14 protein-coding genes are annotated in these 14462 nt (G+C 64.2%); 11 read left to right on the forward strand and 3 right to left on the reverse strand.

The window, feature by feature from the left end; genetic code table 11:
• Position 1: 1 nt before the first annotated feature.
• Together FOY51_RS12165 and FOY51_RS12170 are read right to left on the reverse strand one after the other, a co-directional pair.
• Positions 2–790 (reverse strand): CPBP family intramembrane glutamic endopeptidase, encoded by a 789-nt coding sequence (locus tag FOY51_RS12165; RefSeq protein WP_149430512.1) that lies wholly within the window; start codon positions 788–790, stop codon positions 2–4.
• Positions 791–862: 72 nt separating this feature from the next.
• Complete coding sequence (locus FOY51_RS12170) at positions 863–1147, reverse strand: putative quinol monooxygenase (RefSeq protein ID WP_149430513.1); 285 nt, start codon at positions 1145–1147, stop codon at positions 863–865.
• A gap of 228 nt (positions 1148–1375) precedes the next feature.
• Between FOY51_RS12170 and FOY51_RS12175 the strand changes: the two genes are divergently transcribed.
• Genes FOY51_RS12175 through FOY51_RS12200 form a run of 6 tightly spaced genes read left to right on the forward strand, consistent with a single transcriptional unit; the run spans position 1376 to position 8054 of the window.
• On the forward strand, positions 1376–2131 hold the full coding sequence (locus FOY51_RS12175; RefSeq protein ID WP_149430514.1) for a GntR family transcriptional regulator: 756 nt from the start codon (positions 1376–1378) through the stop codon (positions 2129–2131).
• The gene (locus FOY51_RS12180; RefSeq protein WP_068016491.1) at positions 2131–2358 is read left to right on the forward strand and encodes a 4Fe-4S dicluster domain-containing protein; all 228 of its coding nucleotides are present in this window, start codon (positions 2131–2133) and stop codon (positions 2356–2358) included. Before FOY51_RS12175 ends, FOY51_RS12180 begins: the two co-directional genes overlap by 1 nt.
• An 11-nt stretch (positions 2359–2369) precedes the next feature.
• A complete protein-coding gene (locus FOY51_RS12185; protein ID WP_149430515.1) occupies positions 2370–3776 on the forward strand; it encodes an ABC transporter substrate-binding protein in 1407 nt (468 codons plus the stop codon).
• Positions 3773–4627 (forward strand): ABC transporter permease, encoded by an 855-nt coding sequence (locus FOY51_RS12190; protein ID WP_149430516.1) that lies wholly within the window; start codon positions 3773–3775, stop codon positions 4625–4627. Before FOY51_RS12185 ends, FOY51_RS12190 begins: the two co-directional genes overlap by 4 nt.
• On the forward strand, positions 4624–5379 hold the full coding sequence (locus FOY51_RS12195; RefSeq protein ID WP_149430517.1) for an ABC transporter ATP-binding protein: 756 nt from the start codon (positions 4624–4626) through the stop codon (positions 5377–5379). The genes FOY51_RS12190 and FOY51_RS12195 overlap by 4 nt, the downstream gene beginning before the upstream one ends.
• Positions 5379–8054, forward strand: coding sequence for a fumarate reductase/succinate dehydrogenase flavoprotein subunit (locus FOY51_RS12200; RefSeq protein ID WP_149430518.1), 2676 nt, complete (start codon positions 5379–5381; stop codon positions 8052–8054). Before FOY51_RS12195 ends, FOY51_RS12200 begins: the two co-directional genes overlap by 1 nt.
• A 10-nt stretch (positions 8055–8064) precedes the next feature.
• On the opposite strand, the gene FOY51_RS12205 is transcribed toward FOY51_RS12200, so the two are convergent.
• Positions 8065–8544, reverse strand: a complete 480-nt coding sequence (locus FOY51_RS12205; RefSeq protein ID WP_149430519.1) for a hypothetical protein — start codon at positions 8542–8544, stop codon at positions 8065–8067.
• Positions 8545–8675: 131 nt separating this feature from the next.
• Here FOY51_RS12205 and FOY51_RS12210 point away from each other — a divergent pair, with 131 nt between their 5' ends.
• The 5 genes from FOY51_RS12210 (at position 8676) to FOY51_RS12230 (ending at position 14460) form a co-directional block, all read left to right on the forward strand.
• Complete coding sequence (locus FOY51_RS12210) at positions 8676–9359, forward strand: response regulator transcription factor (RefSeq protein ID WP_149430520.1); 684 nt, start codon at positions 8676–8678, stop codon at positions 9357–9359.
• Positions 9356–10768 (forward strand): HAMP domain-containing sensor histidine kinase, encoded by a 1413-nt coding sequence (locus FOY51_RS12215; protein ID WP_149430521.1) that lies wholly within the window; start codon positions 9356–9358, stop codon positions 10766–10768. The genes FOY51_RS12210 and FOY51_RS12215 overlap by 4 nt, the downstream gene beginning before the upstream one ends.
• Before the next feature lie 78 nt (positions 10769–10846).
• Complete coding sequence (locus tag FOY51_RS12220) at positions 10847–12223, forward strand: LLM class flavin-dependent oxidoreductase (RefSeq protein ID WP_149430522.1); 1377 nt, start codon at positions 10847–10849, stop codon at positions 12221–12223.
• Positions 12224–12330: 107 nt separating this feature from the next.
• Positions 12331–13629 carry a TY-Chap domain-containing protein gene (locus FOY51_RS12225; protein ID WP_149430523.1) on the forward strand — a complete coding sequence of 433 codons (1299 nt, stop codon included), beginning with the start codon at positions 12331–12333 and terminating at the stop codon, positions 13627–13629.
• Positions 13630–13797: 168 nt separating this feature from the next.
• Positions 13798–14460 carry a GTP pyrophosphokinase gene (locus tag FOY51_RS12230; protein WP_235916310.1) on the forward strand — a complete coding sequence of 221 codons (663 nt, stop codon included), beginning with the start codon at positions 13798–13800 and terminating at the stop codon, positions 14458–14460.
• Positions 14461–14462 lie beyond the last annotated feature (2 nt).

The raw sequence follows: 14462 nt of genomic DNA on the forward strand, positions 1-14462 counted from the left end.
CCTATCCAAAGGTTCTCGACAGGCCACCCGTTCGCGTCAGCGTGACGCTAGAGCGCCGGACCGCGAGGGTAACTGCCGCGACCGCTGCACACATCACCGCGAAGACGATCATCGGTAACGCCTTACCGTCTTCTTCGTTCATCAACAGCAGCAGCCCGATGTTGATCAACCAGTGGAATGTCCCGGCGATCAACAGATTCCCACCAGGCGCACGCTCGATCAGTGCAGCCATGATCAGCGACATCGACACCGTCGAGACCAGGAACCCGGCCACGACCAGCGGGCCGAAAGCAAAGTACTGGATGTGCCACACACCCCACATCAACCCGACCAGTACGGCCGACACCACCAGCGAATACCGAGTCTGCAGGTACGGCTGCAGGAAACAACGCCAGCCCAACTCTTCGCCGCACGCCCCGATGAACTGAAAGACCAGTATCACCAGAAACGGCTCGGCGAGATCGGCAGGCCGAGTGACCATGACATCGTCGCCGAGCACTGCGAACAGAGCAATACAGCCTCCGAACATGGCTACATTCGCGGCAACGACCGCTGACAGCCGTGCGCACACGCCCCTCGCCCGTCCGAAGCCGACGTTCACCGGAACACCCGATCGAAACAGCGGAATCAACGCCAGCAATGCCACGCTCGGCGCGAACTGGACGATGGAGATGATCTCGTTGTCGACACCCAGTACGCCTTGCAGTACGAGAAGTACCCCGGACACCAGAAACGTGGCCAATAAGTACACGCCGATTGCGGGCCATATCGGACGCTGAGTTCTGATCACCCGATCAGTGCATCAACGACCACACGGTCGGCACATCACCCTCTGGTGGCAACGCAACCTACAACCAGAGGGCTAGAGCGCGACTTCTTTCTCGTAGAAGAACTCCCGCACATCCGCACCGAGAATCTGGGCGCCCTGCTCTTCGTCGGTACCACTACCTCGGAACGTGTCGAGCGCTTCGCGCGTGGCCCATCGTTCATAGATATTGATTCGGTCGGGCTCCAGAAGATCAGCCGAGAGACCGAAGTCGAAGCAGCCCTCGGTGGCGCGGGCCTGCCGCATCACCTCGACGCAGGTATCCAGATATGCGGCACGCTGAGCTGGGTCGACCCGGAGATATCCGGCAACGATGATCATGCTCCGATCCTAGTGAGGCCGCTTCGAATCAGCGTGATCGAAACCCGGCCTTCGCACCGCAAGGTGGCGTATTGGCCGCCGCCTCCATCCTTTCCGCAGGTAGAGCCGCATCTTTAGCCGGCGCATTGATCCGATCCCGCCAGAGCCACGTTCGAGGGTGGATTTCAGCAGCTCGCAACCCCATTACCGTGACTCTCCGACCAGGTCAGCGCACGAAAGGGGAACCCGATGGCCGCCGAGCCCACACCGATTCGACGCCCGCGTGCCGACCAAGCACGTCAAGTGGCCGACGTGATGCGACACCAAATTCTTGCTCGCACATTCGAGTCGACCCTCCCCACCGAGTCTGCGTTGGCCGCCGAGTTCGACGTCTCACGCAACACCATCCGCGACGCACTAGCGCTACTGAAAGATCAAGGGCTCATCGACCGAGCACCCAAGGTCGGCACGCACGTTGCTCAACGCCGGTACGACCACGGGCTCGATGCGCTGCTCGGCCTGAAGGAAACCCTCAAAGGGCACGGCGACGTCCGCAACGAAGTTCGAGCCGCTATGCGTATCACCGCACCGCCTGCAGTGGCCCGTCGACTCCAGCTCTCCCCCGGCGAGCAGGCCGTCTACATCGAACGGCTGCGCTACCTCGGCGACATTCCACTGAGCCTCGACCTCACCTATCTCTCCCCCGACATCGGCGACGAGCTCATCACGCGCGACCTGGAATCCAACGACGTCTTCGCCCTCATCGAGCAGATCAGCGGCGGACCGCTCGGGTCGGCAGACCTTGCGCTGGAAGCGATCACAGCGGACGCGCACTCCGCGGCGACTTTGGAAGTCCCTGAGGGTGCAGCACTGCTGATGATGGAGCGCCTCACCAAGTTGGAAGACGGCCGACCCGTCGACCTCGAATACATCCGCATGCGCGGTGACCGAATCACCATGCGCGGCAGCCTCACTCGCGATCCACTGAACTGGGAGATCACCTGATGGCATTGGTCAATCAGCGGGCCGACGTGCCCGTCACCATCGACGAATCACTGTGCATCGAGGGCTGCACCCTCTGCGTCGAAATCTGCCCACTCGACTCGCTCGCGATCAACCCGGACAACGGCAAAGCCTTCATGCATGTCGACGAATGTTGGTACTGCGGGCCATGTGCCGCCCGCTGCCCCACCGGGGCCGTCACCGTCAACATGCCGTATCTCCTGCGTTGAGGACCCCTTTCATGAAACGAATCATCGCCCCACTCGTATTGGCGACCGCGTTGTCCCTGACCGCCGCAGGGTGCTCGCTCGAACAAACCGATACTGCCGACGGCACCGTCAAGGTCGTCATCGGCTACCAGTCGAAGACCATCAACACCGTCACTGCCGGAACGCTTCTCAAGGCCAAGGGCTATCTCGAGCAGCGCCTGCAGAAGGTCACCGACAAGACCGGAACCAAGTACTCGGTGGAGTGGCAGGACTACGACACCGGCGCTCCCATCACCGCGCAGATGGTCGCCCAGAAGATCGACATCGGTTCGATGGGCGACTACCCGTTGCTGATCAACGGATCTCGCACCCAATCCGTCGAGGCTGCGCAGACCCAGCTCGTCTCGATCACCGGTTACAACCCCAAGGGCGCGCTCAATATGGTTGTGGTGCCGCCTGATTCGACGGCAACATCGATCGATGACCTGAAGGGCCAAAAGGTCTCGGCGAGCGTGGGCTCCGCCGGCCACGGCACTCTCGTCCAGGCGCTGAGCCGTGCCGGTATCGACCCGAAAACCGGCGTCGAAGTGCTCAACCAGCAACCGCAGGTCGGCGCATCGGCGCTGGAATCTGGCCAGGTGAAGGCACTTTCGCAGTTCGTGGCATGGCCCGGACTGCTGGTGTTCGAGAACAAGGCGAAGCTGCTCTACGACGGTGCCGAGCTGAACGTCCCGACGTTCCATGGGGTCGTCGCCCGCAAGTCGTACTCCAGTGCACATCCCGAGGTGCTCGACGCGTTCCTACAGGCGCAACTCGACGCGACGACGTTCATCCAGCAGCAGCCGCTCGAAGCAGCCAAGCTGGTCGCCGACGGTTCCGGCTTGCCTGCCGAGGTCGTCTACCTCTACAACGGTCCCGGTGGCACCTCGTTCGACACCACACTGAAGCCGAGCCTGATCACCGCGTTCAAGGGCGACGTTGCTTACCTGAAGTCGATCGGTGACTTCGCCGATCTCGACATCGACAAGTTCGTCAACGACGAGCCGCTACGCAAGGCGTACAGCGAAGTGGGACAGGGCAACTACGACACCGACCTCGCCAACACTGCCAACCCCACGGCGGTGCCGGGCACGACGAATCCGGCGCTAGCCGGTGACATCTGGTTCGACGGCGCCGACAAGACGGTGCCCGAGGCCGACCCGACGTCGCTTCTGCGTGCGGTGAAAGCGGCGCAGGCCGACGGCAAGAAGGTCAAGGCCGCCTATGTGCCCGACGCCGAGCTCGGCACCCGCTGGTTCGCCGACAAGGCCATCTGGGTACGCGACGGCGACACCTTCCTACCCTTCACCACGACCGCCGCAGCACAGCGCTACCACCAAGCACATCCGACGGGAACCACGGTGTCCTACGAGCAGGCAGTCTCGGAGGTTCGGCAATGACCGCCGTGCTGTCGGCGCCGGTGACCGAGTCCGTCGCGGAGGCAACCCCGGCAGTCCGCAGCAGGAATACCCACGTCTGGCGTTCCCGCGCAATCAAACTGGCGTCCGTGCTCGTCGCCATCGGCGCCTGGCAGTTGCTCACCGCGAACAACGTCCGACTTTGGTTGCGCTTCGACACGCTACCTACGGTCACCGAGATCCTCTCAGCGTTCGGCCGTCAGCTCGGTACCGACACCTACTACCTGGACCTCGCTCAGTCGTTGATCCGCATCCTCACCGGATTCGGTCTCGCAGCACTGGTCGGCGTCGCGAGCGGTATCGCGTTGGGTCGCTCGCGCCTGTTCGCGGACATACTCGGTCCACTCACCGAGTTGGCCAGACCCATCCCGGCCATCGCGGTGGTGCCGGTCGCAATCCTGTTGTTCCCCAACGACGAAGCCGGAATCGTGTTCATCACGTTCCTCGCCGCCTACTTCCCGATCATGGTCAGTACCCGCCACGCAGTGCGCGCCCTGCCGACCCTGTGGGAAGACTCCGTCCGTACGCTCGGCGGTAGTCGATGGGACGTGCTGCTGCGAGTCGTGCTGCCCGGCAGCCTCCCCGGCGTGTTCGGTGGGCTGTCGGTCGGCATCGGAGTGTCCTGGATCTGCGTGATCTCGGCGGAGATGATCTCCGGCAGGCTCGGTGTCGGCTACCGCACCTGGCAGGCGTACACGATCGTCGATTACCCGGGTGTCTTCGTCGGCATCATCACCATCGGAGTGCTGGGCTTCGCCACCTCGGCCGCCGTCGAAATTCTCGGTCGCCGTGTCACCCGCTGGCTGCCCCGCGCCGAGGAGAACGCGCGATGACCAGCACTTTGAAAAGCACACGTGTTGCCGCGGGCATGAGCCTGCGACTCGACGACGTCACCTTGTCCTACACCGGAACTCCGGTCATCGCAGGTCTGTCGCTCGACGTGCGTCCGGGCGAGATCCTGGTGTTGACCGGACCGTCGGGCTGCGGAAAGTCGACGGTACTCCGTGCATTGGCAGGCCTACTTGCACCCGACTCCGGCCGCATCACGGCGGACGGCGACACGGTCACCACCACCTCCCGCGACCGCGCTGTCGTGTTTCAGGACAACGCACTACTACCCTGGCGTTCGGTCCGCTCCAACATCGAACTGGCGCTGAAGCTTCGCGGCGAGCCGAAGACCGGTCGTCGCGCCGCCGCCGACCGTTGGATCGACGAGGTCGGGTTGACCGGATTCGGTGACTATTTCCCGAAGAATCTATCGGGTGGTATGCGCCAGCGCGTGCAATTGGCGCGCGGTCTCGCAGGCGCACCTCGTGCGGTGATGATGGACGAGCCGTTCGGCGCCCTCGACACCCAGACCCGAGCGACCGTGCAGCGCTTGCTCATCGACACGTGGAGCACCCACCCGACCACCCTCGTCTTCGTGACACACGATGTCGACGAGGCCCTGCTCCTCGGCGACCGCGTCGCCGTGCTCGGCCGCGCGGGCCAGCCGCTGCGCGCACTCCTCGATGTACCCAGCCCTCGTGAATCGGTCGACCGCACCACGACAAGGGCCGAAATCCTTACTGCACTGGAGAATTGATGCAAGCCCCCGAATTGGCCGACACCGTCCGTCTCGATTGCGACGTCCTGGTGATCGGCGGCGGAACCGCGGGAACGATGGCCGCACTGACCGCCGCCGAGAACGGCGCAAACGTCCTGTTGCTGGAGAAGGCACACGTCCGCCACTCGGGTGCCCTCGCGATGGGCATGGACGGCGTCAACAACGCCGTCATTCCCGGTAAGGCCGAGCCTGAGGACTACGTCGCCGAGATCACTCGCGCCAACGACGGAATCGTCAACCAGCGCACCGTGTATCAGACCGCGACGCGCGGCTTCGCGATGGTGCAACGGCTCGAGCGTTACGGCGTCAAGTTCGAGAAGGACGAGTACGGCGAGTACGCCGTCCGCCGTGTGCACCGCTCCGGCTCGTACGTGCTGCCGATGCCCGAGGGCAAGGACGTGAAGAAGGCGCTGTACCGCGTACTGCGGCAGCGCAAGATGCGCGAGAAGATCCGAATCGAGAACCGGTTGATGCCGGTGCGGGTCCTCACCGAGAACGGCCGAGCCGTCGGTGCCGCTGCATTGAACACGCGGACAGGCGAATTCGTCGCCGTCGGCGCCAAGGCCGTCATCCTCGCCACCGGCCCGTGCGGCCGCCTGGGGCTTCCCGCGTCGGGCTATTTGTACGGCACCTACGAGAACCCCACCAACGCGGGTGACGGCTACTCGATGGCCTACCACGCAGGTGCCGAACTCAGCGGCATCGAATGCTTCCAGATCAACCCGCTGATCAAGGACTACAACGGTCCGGCGTGCGCGTACGTTGCGAACCCGTTCGGCGGCTACCAGGTCAACGCGCAAGGTGAGCGCTTCGTCGACTCCGACTATTGGTCCGGCGCGATGATGAGTGAGGTCAAGGCGGAGATCGAATCCGCCCGCGGCCCCATATATCTCAAGGTATCGCATCTACCGAACGAAACTCTGGACACTCTCGAAAGCATCCTGCACACCACCGAGCGTCCGACGCGTGGCACCTTCCACGCCAACCGCGGCCACGATTACCGCACGCACGACATCGAGATGCACATCTCCGAGATCGGTTTGTGCAGTGGGCATTCCGCGTCAGGCGTGTGGGTGGACGAGAAAGCCCGCACCACGGTCCCCGGCCTGTATGCCGCGGGCGACCTGGCTTGCGTACCGCACAACTACATGATCGGCGCGTTCGTCTACGGCGACCTGGCAGGCGCGGACGCTTCGTCGACGCTGCCGGATGTCGCTGCGCCGGAATCACTCCCGGAAGACCAGCTGAAGGAAGCTCACGAGCTGATCTACCGTCCGCTGCAACATCCCGACGGTCCCCCGCAGCCGCAGGTCGAGTACAAGCTGCGCCGCTTCGTCAACGATTATGTCGCACCGCCGAAGACTGCCACCAAGCTGTCCATCGCGGTCGAGACGTTCGAGCGGATGCGCGACGAGATCGCCAAGATGGGCGCCACCACTCCGCACGAGTTGATGCGCACTGTGGAAGTCTCGTTCATCCGGGACTGCGCCGAGATGGCGTCGCGGTCATCGCTGACCCGGACCGAATCACGTTGGGGCCTCTACCACGAGCGCGCTGACCTACCCGAGCGTGACGACGTGGAGTGGCGCTACCACCTCAACCTCAGCAAGAACGCCGACGGCGAGATGGAGTTCGTGAAGCGGCCTGTCGCACCGTATTTCGTTCCGGTTCCGGGTCTCGACGATCTGCCGCCTGCCGATCAGTCGTCGCACCACGTGCACCAGCCGGATCTGGTCGGCGGCCGCGCACCTGCGGAGGAACTCAGCCGTCTGCAGCCGGTGGCGCGCACCGAGCCGTCGTCGCCGCGCATCGTCGAGGTACTCGGCTTGGACTCCCCCGACACCGAGGAACTCGCGTCGTACCTCACCGACGAGGACGCACAGGTCCGGACTACGGCGCTGTCGGTGCTGACCGAAGGCACCCCGGATGGGTTCGCGGTGCCGCTGGTGGCGGCATTGGGTGACGCGGATGTGTCGGTTCGACGAGCAGCGACCGAAGGCTTGCGCGAACTGGTCGAGGTACTGCCATCAGCGGACGGCATTGTCGCCCATATCGATTCGAGCGACGCATCGGTGCGGGCGACCGTCATCGACCTGCTGCGTGCATTGTACGCGGGCGGTGCCGACTTGTTCGCTCGCTCGATCACCGACCCCGACCACCGCGTCCGCATCGAAGCCGTGCGTGCACTGGTCTCGGTCGACGATTGGGAAGCCGTCGCGTCGGCTGCCGGCGACGACAACCGCGAAGTCCGGGTTGCCGTCGCACACGGACTCGCGACGATCGGCACCGGCGGTGCCGACACCGCGCGCACCCTGGTCGACGACCGTGACCCTCTTGTCCGCGCCGCGGCCCTCACGGCGTTCGCCGGACTCGGCGCCACCGACGACGACGCGGTGGTGCTGAGCAAAGCCCTGACCGAATCTGCCTGGCAGGTAAGGCAAGGTGCGGCACGAGGCCTGGCAGGCGCCACACCCTCGAGTGCGGTCCCTGCCCTGGCTACGGCGCTGTCCGATCCGCATCTCGACGTGCGCAAGGCCGCGGTGCTGTCGTTGAGCAATTGGTCCGACAATGACTCGGCGCGAGATGCACTGGCGACGGCGTTGGCAGACAACGACGCCGACGTGCGCGCCTACGCACGTCGGGCCGTCGCCTGACGAGCGGTAGCTAGGCGGGCGGGGCAGGCGGCGCTCCCTGCTCTGGAGCGGCAGGCGTACCCTGCGGAGCAGCAGGAGGCGCGGGCGGTGCAGGACGTGCGCCACCCGCAGGCGGAGGCGGCGGGCATCCGGGACCCCCGGGCGGAGGTGGTCCCACAGGTGCGGGCGGCGCGGCTGGCGCGCCGTTCTGATCCGTCGGAGGCTGCTGCTGCGAACCCGAACTCTGCTGCTGCGGAGCGGACGGGGTCGCCGGCGCGGACGTCGTCGGAGCACCGACCGTGCTGTAGGCCGTCGACTTCTCCGACGGTCCACCGATAACCGCCGCGACCAGCACACCGCCGATCAGTGCGCCTGCGAGACCGACGCCGATCAGCGGCCCTCGGCTCTTCACCGCGCCGAATGCGCGCTTACCGCGACGGGGGCGTCCTGCGGCAACCGGCTCGCTCGGCTGGGTTGGCATCGGTTCGGTACCAGCATCGTTGTCGTTCATGGCAATCCCTTCGATGTGATTGTTGTGTCTTGACCGACGTTTGCGTGCAATCCTGAAGCTCACCTGAAGACTCCGGTCGCACCGGCGAACTCTTCAGGTTCGCCTCAGGTGGGCAGAGTGAGTTGGGAGTCATGGAACGTCGAAACCAGCCCCGCGTCTTGGTCGTGGAAGATTCCGCGGCCATTCGCGAGACCGTCGTTGCCGCCCTCACCGATTCCGGCTACGCATCGACGGGCCGAGCCGACGGCTCCGGGCTCGAGGACCAGATCGACGCGTTTCGTCCCGATCTGGTGATACTCGACGTGATGTTGCCTGGTGAACGCGACGGCTTCACCTTGATCGACGTGGTTCGCGGTAGTTGCGACGCCGGGATCGTGATGCTCACGGCCCGAGATGAATTGGTCGATCGGCTGCGTGGCTTGGACGGTGGCGCGGACGATTACGTCGTCAAGCCGTTCCTGCTCGACGAGCTGGTGTCGAGGGTCGGTGCCGTGCTGCGGCGTCGGGGTCGCTCACCCAGCGCGACCCAGGTGGGCGACCTGGTCGTCGATCGGGCAGCGGGTACCGCGAGCCGAGCGGGCGCCGTCCTCGACCTCACCGCGACCGAGTTGAAAGTGTTGGCGTTCTTGGTCGCTCAGCGTGGACGAGCGATGAGCAAGACCCAGATCCTGACAGCTGTGTGGGGCTATGACGCGTACGACCCGAACCTCGTCGAGGTGTATGTCAGCGCATTGCGTCGAAAGCTGGAAGTTCACGGCCCGCGGCTGATCCATACGGTGCGCGGTATCGGTTACACGTTGCGAGCCGAGCAATGAGCACGCACACTCCATCACTTCGTCGTCGAGTAACGCTGACCGTGCTCGGGCTGTTCGCGCTGCTGCTGGTGTTGGTGGGCATTGCTGTCGACGTGGCGTTGGGCGCTCAGCTTCGCAAAGACCTCGACGCGCGCATCGCGGATCGGATCCAGCGGGCGACGTCGTTGGCCGAAAGTGGCACCACGCCAGAGCAACTCGTATCGGCGCTGAACGGGCCGGGCATCCGAGTTCGAGTGACTACCGCCGACGGACAGTCGTACGGCGACCCCGGCGTGCCGTCGACGCCCGACGCCTGTCCACCACCGCCGCCGGCGCCGGGCAACGGTCCAATCCCACCGGCTCCCCCGTGCCCGCCACCGGGCCCGCCGGATGCGGCACCGACGATCGTCACGCGCGACCTTCCGAACGGATCGTCCGTCACACTGCTCGGCGATACTGCTCAAATCGCCGATGTGCGAAAAGAATTGCGCGAGGTCATGATTGCCGCCGCCGTTGCAACCCTCGCGGTCGCGGGCGTCGTTCTCTACATCTCGATCGGACAGGCGCTCCGACCGTTGCAGGCAATGACAGCGGTCGCGCGGCAGATCACCGCGGGTGATCGGGGACGACGACTGCGTCCGGACCGCAGTTCCAGCGACCTCGGACAATCGGCATCCGCATTCGACGGCATGCTCGACGCGCTCGAGCACGCCGAGACACGCGAGCGCGACGCCGCTGAGGCCGCCCGCCTCGCAGAGGCCGACACCCGCCGCTTTCTGTCCGACGCGGCGCACGAACTGCGCACGCCGGTAGCCGGAATACAGAACATCGCGGAGACTCTGGCCAGGGACGACGGAACCCGTCCCGAGCGCCGCGCCCGATTCACCGAGCTGCTGGTCACCGAGTCCGGTCAGGCGGCGCGACTGGTCGCCGACATGCTCGAACTCGCCCGCATCGACAGCGATCTGCCACCGAACACCGTCGCCACAGACCTTGTGCGGATCGCCGACAACGAGGTGGAGCGGGCGAAGCTGCTGGTCACCGATCTGACCATCGAACGGACGGGCATCGACACCGCGCCGGTGACCGTCGATCCGGACCGGATCGGTCGAGTGCTGCGGAATCTGCTCAACAACGCGTTGCGACACACGCCGTCCGGTGGTCGGATCGTCGTCGAAGTCTCCACTACGGCAACGGAAGCCGCAGTGACCGTCACCGATACAGGCCCCGGCATCCCCGATGCGGAACGCGAACGCATCTTCACCCGACTCGTCCGCCTGCAGGAAGCTCGTGATCGCGACAGCGGCGGCTCGGGCCTCGGCCTCACCATCGCTCGCGGCCTCGCGCGAGCCCATCACGGCGACCTGACCTGCGAGCCCTGCACGAGTGGCGCCGAGTTCGTGCTGACGCTGCCGTTGCAATCAGCCTGATCGCAAAGGTGTCGTATCGCTCGTCGATGGCATGAACTGACTCGGTTGTCTGTCATCACGAGTTCAGGAGCCACAGCCATGTCACGCGAGATCCGTTTCAACGCCTTCGACATGAACTGTGTCGCTCATCAATCGCCCGGTCTGTGGCGCCACCCCGACGATCAGTCGGCGCGGTACAAGGAGCTCGGTTACTGGACCGAGCTGGCAAAGCTGTTGGAGGTCGGCAAGTTCGACGGCCTGTTCATCGCCGACGTCCTCGGCACCTACGACGTGTACGGCGGCAACCACGAGGCGGCCATTCGTCAGGGTGCGCAGATCCCGGTGTCCGACCCGCTGTTGCTCGTGACCGCACTCGCGTCGGTCACCGACCATCTGGGCTTCGGAATCACGGCCGGAACGGGTTTCGAGCATCCGTACCCGTTCGCGCGTCGCCTCTCCACCCTCGATCACCTCACCAACGGACGGATCGGCTGGAACGTCGTCACCGGATATCTACCCTCGGCAGCGCAGAACATGGGCCACGACGACCAGTTGCAGCACGACGACCGCTACGACCACGCCGACGAGTACCTCGAGGTTCTCTACAAACTGTGGGAAGGCTCCTGGGAAGACGACGCCGTTGTCCGCGATCGGGAGACCGGAGTGTTCACCGACCCCGCAAAGGTGCACCCGATCGAGCATCGCGGCAAGCACTTCACCGTTCCTGGAATACATTTGGCGGAACCATCGGTACAGCGCACACCGGTGATCTTCCAGGCAGGGGCATCACCTCGCGGCACCCGTTTCGCCGCCGAGAATGCGGAAGCGATCTTTGTCGGCGCACCCACCAAAGCCATCTTGAAGAACACGGTGGCCAACATTCGTGAGGCACTGAAGAAGGCCGGACGCGACCCCTACTCGGCGCGGATCTACCAGCTCCTCACCATCATCACCGACGAGACCTCGGACGCGGCACACGCGAAACATGCCGAGTACCAGTCGTATGCGAGCGATGAGGGTGCACTGGTCTTCATGTCGGGGTGGATGGGCATCGATCTGTCGAAGTACGACCTGGACGAGCCGATCGGCAACGTGGAGAGCAACGCGATCCAGTCGTTCGTCAGCGCATTCCAACAGGCCAGCGGCGACGGTAGTGAGTGGACCGTGCGCGATATCGCGGCGTGGGGCGGCATCGGCGGTGCGGGGCCGCGCGTCGTCGGATCGCCTGCGGAGGTCGCAGACGAATTGCAGGCCTGGGTCGACGAGACCGATGTCGACGGCTTCAATCTCGCCTACGCGATCACACCGGGAACGTTCGAAGACGTCGTGAAGTACGTGGTCCCCGAGTTGCAGCGGCGCGGCGTCTATCGCACCGAGTACACGGAAGGGACGCTGCGAAACAAGCTGCTCGGAAAGGGCGATCGACTGCCTGACGACCACCGAGGCGCAAGCTACCGAATCGGCGCGAGCGGCTAGTCGCACAGCTCGACGCAACGAATTGTCGTACCTCGCCGATACGGTCCACAGAGAGGTTCGAGGAGCGACCATTCCTCACCTCGACCGCCGTGGAAGAGGAGAGTGCGATGTCGGAATCGGATTTCGATCGTGGGATCGACAACGCGTGGGCCGACTTCCAACGGGTACTTGGCGACTATGTCGGCGCAATGCAGGACGACGACGTTTTGGTATTGGAATCCCGTCACGAGAGCACCAACGACATCGCGGACGTCGGCGGCTGTGTGCAGTTCTTCGCCTGGGGCAACGACATGGTGCGCTGCGAAGTCCCGTCGAATCAGTTCCTCCATCCGCTGCGACAGCTGAGCTCGGCGCAGCAAGATCAGGTTGCAGGCTGCGGTTTCCGGCGCCCGGACGACTCCGCGAACGGGCCGGCGTCGTTCTACGTCGACCGAAACCGGGCGTGGGGCGACTATCTGGCGTTGCGCTGCGTGCAGGTGTTGCGCCAGGTGTGGAACGTCGCGCATCCCTCCTTCCTTGCCGCGTCGACAACGGGCGGCAAGACGACACCGGCCTTCGATTTCACGCCCGCACCTGCGCGCCCTGTTCCAGACCTGGGCTCTGCGGTCGATCCGATCGACCACGAACATCTCCAGGCATTGGTCGACGCGACGATCGGGGCGCTGCTCGGCCACGCCCCGATCAAAGACCGCGAGGGTGACATTCCGCTGCACCTCGACAATCTGACGTTGTTCGTATCTGTGCTCGAATCCGAGCCTGCGGTGGAGGTGGTTGCGCCGCTGATCAGCAATATCGACGATCTGACCCGAGCCGCCGAGGTGATCGCCGATCAGAACCGTCGTTGGCCCGAGATCAAGCTGCTGCTCGCGCACGAAGGTGTTGTTGCCGTGATGCGGATCGATGCGGACCCGTACGTGGGACGGCACCTGCTGAGTGCACTCGATAAGTTTCGTGAGCTTTTGGGTGCCGTCGACCAGGAATTCGTCGAGCGGATCGGCGGCAGCGGACTATGGGCCGACACCGCAGACGAGGCGTTGGTCGACCAGCCTGCGCGCGACGTTCCCGAAGCATTGCTCGATATCGCTCACGAACTCGCGATTGACCCGAAGGACGTCGCACGGCTCTGCGACAACACGCAGGCCACCATTCTCGAGTACATCCGGATCAGCCGCGAGCAAGTAGCCACCTGGCGCGAATCAGAGCTGGAAGCAGCCTATGCCGACGACACAGCGAAGGCACAGCACTGCCACAGCGAGGCACTCGGCTGGGAACAGACCACAAGGGTGCTGTGGGAGGCGCTACGGGTGAATCGGCGCCCCACGCTGCCGATACCGAAGCAGGGGCGACAGCTGGAATTGTTCGGGAACACCTCGGAAGCAACGCTTTTCGACGACACGGCGGAATGAGCAGTCACGCCCTCAGACTTGTCTCAGCTGTCGATGGCACACTCGATAAGAGACAATGCAGACAGCCGTGACTTTCGAGTGGGTGGGATCGACGTGGACGTGGAGGGCATCCCGGATGCCGTGACGAGTGCGGAGCTTGTTCATTTTCGCGCGGAGTTCACGCGATTCATGATGGCCTATCAGTTCGGCGTCGCCGAGTTGATGACCAAGATCAACATCTTGAAGGACGAGTTCACACACATCCACAGCTACAGCCCGATCGAGCACGTCACGTCTCGGATGAAGTCGCCGCAGAGCTTGCTGCAGAAGGTGCAACGCAAGAACACCGCCTTCACCCTCGATGACATTCGCAAGAACATCGTCGACATCGCGGGTGTTCGGATCACGTGCAGCTTCATCAAGGACACGTACCGGATCGCCGAGATGCTGACCAGCCAGTCCGACATCACCGTTCTCGAGGTTCGCGACTATATCGCGGATCCGAAGCCCAACGGCTACAAGAGCTTGCACATTCTGCTCGAGGTTCCCGTCTTCATGAGCGATCGGGTACAGCAGGTGCCCATCGAACTCCAAATCCGCACCATTGCGATGGATTTCTGGGCGAGCCTCGAGCACAAGATCTTCTACAAATACAGCGGGGAGGTGCCGCCGGGATTGCAGGCGGAGCTCACCGAAGCAGCCGAAGCCGCCAACAAGCTCGACGTGCGGATGGAGCATCTGCACGACGAAATTTCGCAGGTCAGAGCTGAGCATCCGATGGCCGACGATCAGTTCGGATTGTCGATCGAGTTGTTGGAATCGTTCGTTCGGCGCCACCGAGAGATCAGCTGACC

It is taken from the genome of Antrihabitans cavernicola, from assembly GCF_008297975.1.
GTDB lineage: Bacteria > Actinomycetota > Actinomycetes > Mycobacteriales > Mycobacteriaceae > Antrihabitans > Antrihabitans cavernicola.

Bases quoted from the DNA above. Each gene is read 5' to 3' on its own strand.
- FOY51_RS12170 (WP_149430513.1), bottom strand. From the start codon at position 1,147: ATGATCATCGTTGCCGGATATCTCCGGGTCGACCCAGCTCAGCGTGCC.
- FOY51_RS12175 (WP_149430514.1), top strand. From the start codon at position 1,376: ATGGCCGCCGAGCCCACACCGATTCGACGCCCGCGTGCCGACCAAGCA.
- FOY51_RS12180 (WP_068016491.1), top strand. From the start codon at position 2,131: ATGGCATTGGTCAATCAGCGGGCCGACGTGCCCGTCACCATCGACGAA.
- FOY51_RS12185 (WP_149430515.1), top strand. From the start codon at position 2,370: ATGAAACGAATCATCGCCCCACTCGTATTGGCGACCGCGTTGTCCCTG.
- FOY51_RS12190 (WP_149430516.1), top strand. From the start codon at position 3,773: ATGACCGCCGTGCTGTCGGCGCCGGTGACCGAGTCCGTCGCGGAGGCA.
- FOY51_RS12195 (WP_149430517.1), top strand. From the start codon at position 4,624: ATGACCAGCACTTTGAAAAGCACACGTGTTGCCGCGGGCATGAGCCTG.
- FOY51_RS12200 (WP_149430518.1), top strand. From the start codon at position 5,379: ATGCAAGCCCCCGAATTGGCCGACACCGTCCGTCTCGATTGCGACGTC.
- FOY51_RS12205 (WP_149430519.1), bottom strand. From the start codon at position 8,544: ATGAACGACAACGATGCTGGTACCGAACCGATGCCAACCCAGCCGAGC.
- FOY51_RS12210 (WP_149430520.1), top strand. From the start codon at position 8,676: ATGGAACGTCGAAACCAGCCCCGCGTCTTGGTCGTGGAAGATTCCGCG.
- FOY51_RS12215 (WP_149430521.1), top strand. From the start codon at position 9,356: ATGAGCACGCACACTCCATCACTTCGTCGTCGAGTAACGCTGACCGTG.
- FOY51_RS12220 (WP_149430522.1), top strand. From the start codon at position 10,847: ATGTCACGCGAGATCCGTTTCAACGCCTTCGACATGAACTGTGTCGCT.
- FOY51_RS12225 (WP_149430523.1), top strand. From the start codon at position 12,331: ATGTCGGAATCGGATTTCGATCGTGGGATCGACAACGCGTGGGCCGAC.
- FOY51_RS12230 (WP_235916310.1), top strand. From the start codon at position 13,798: ATGATGGCCTATCAGTTCGGCGTCGCCGAGTTGATGACCAAGATCAAC.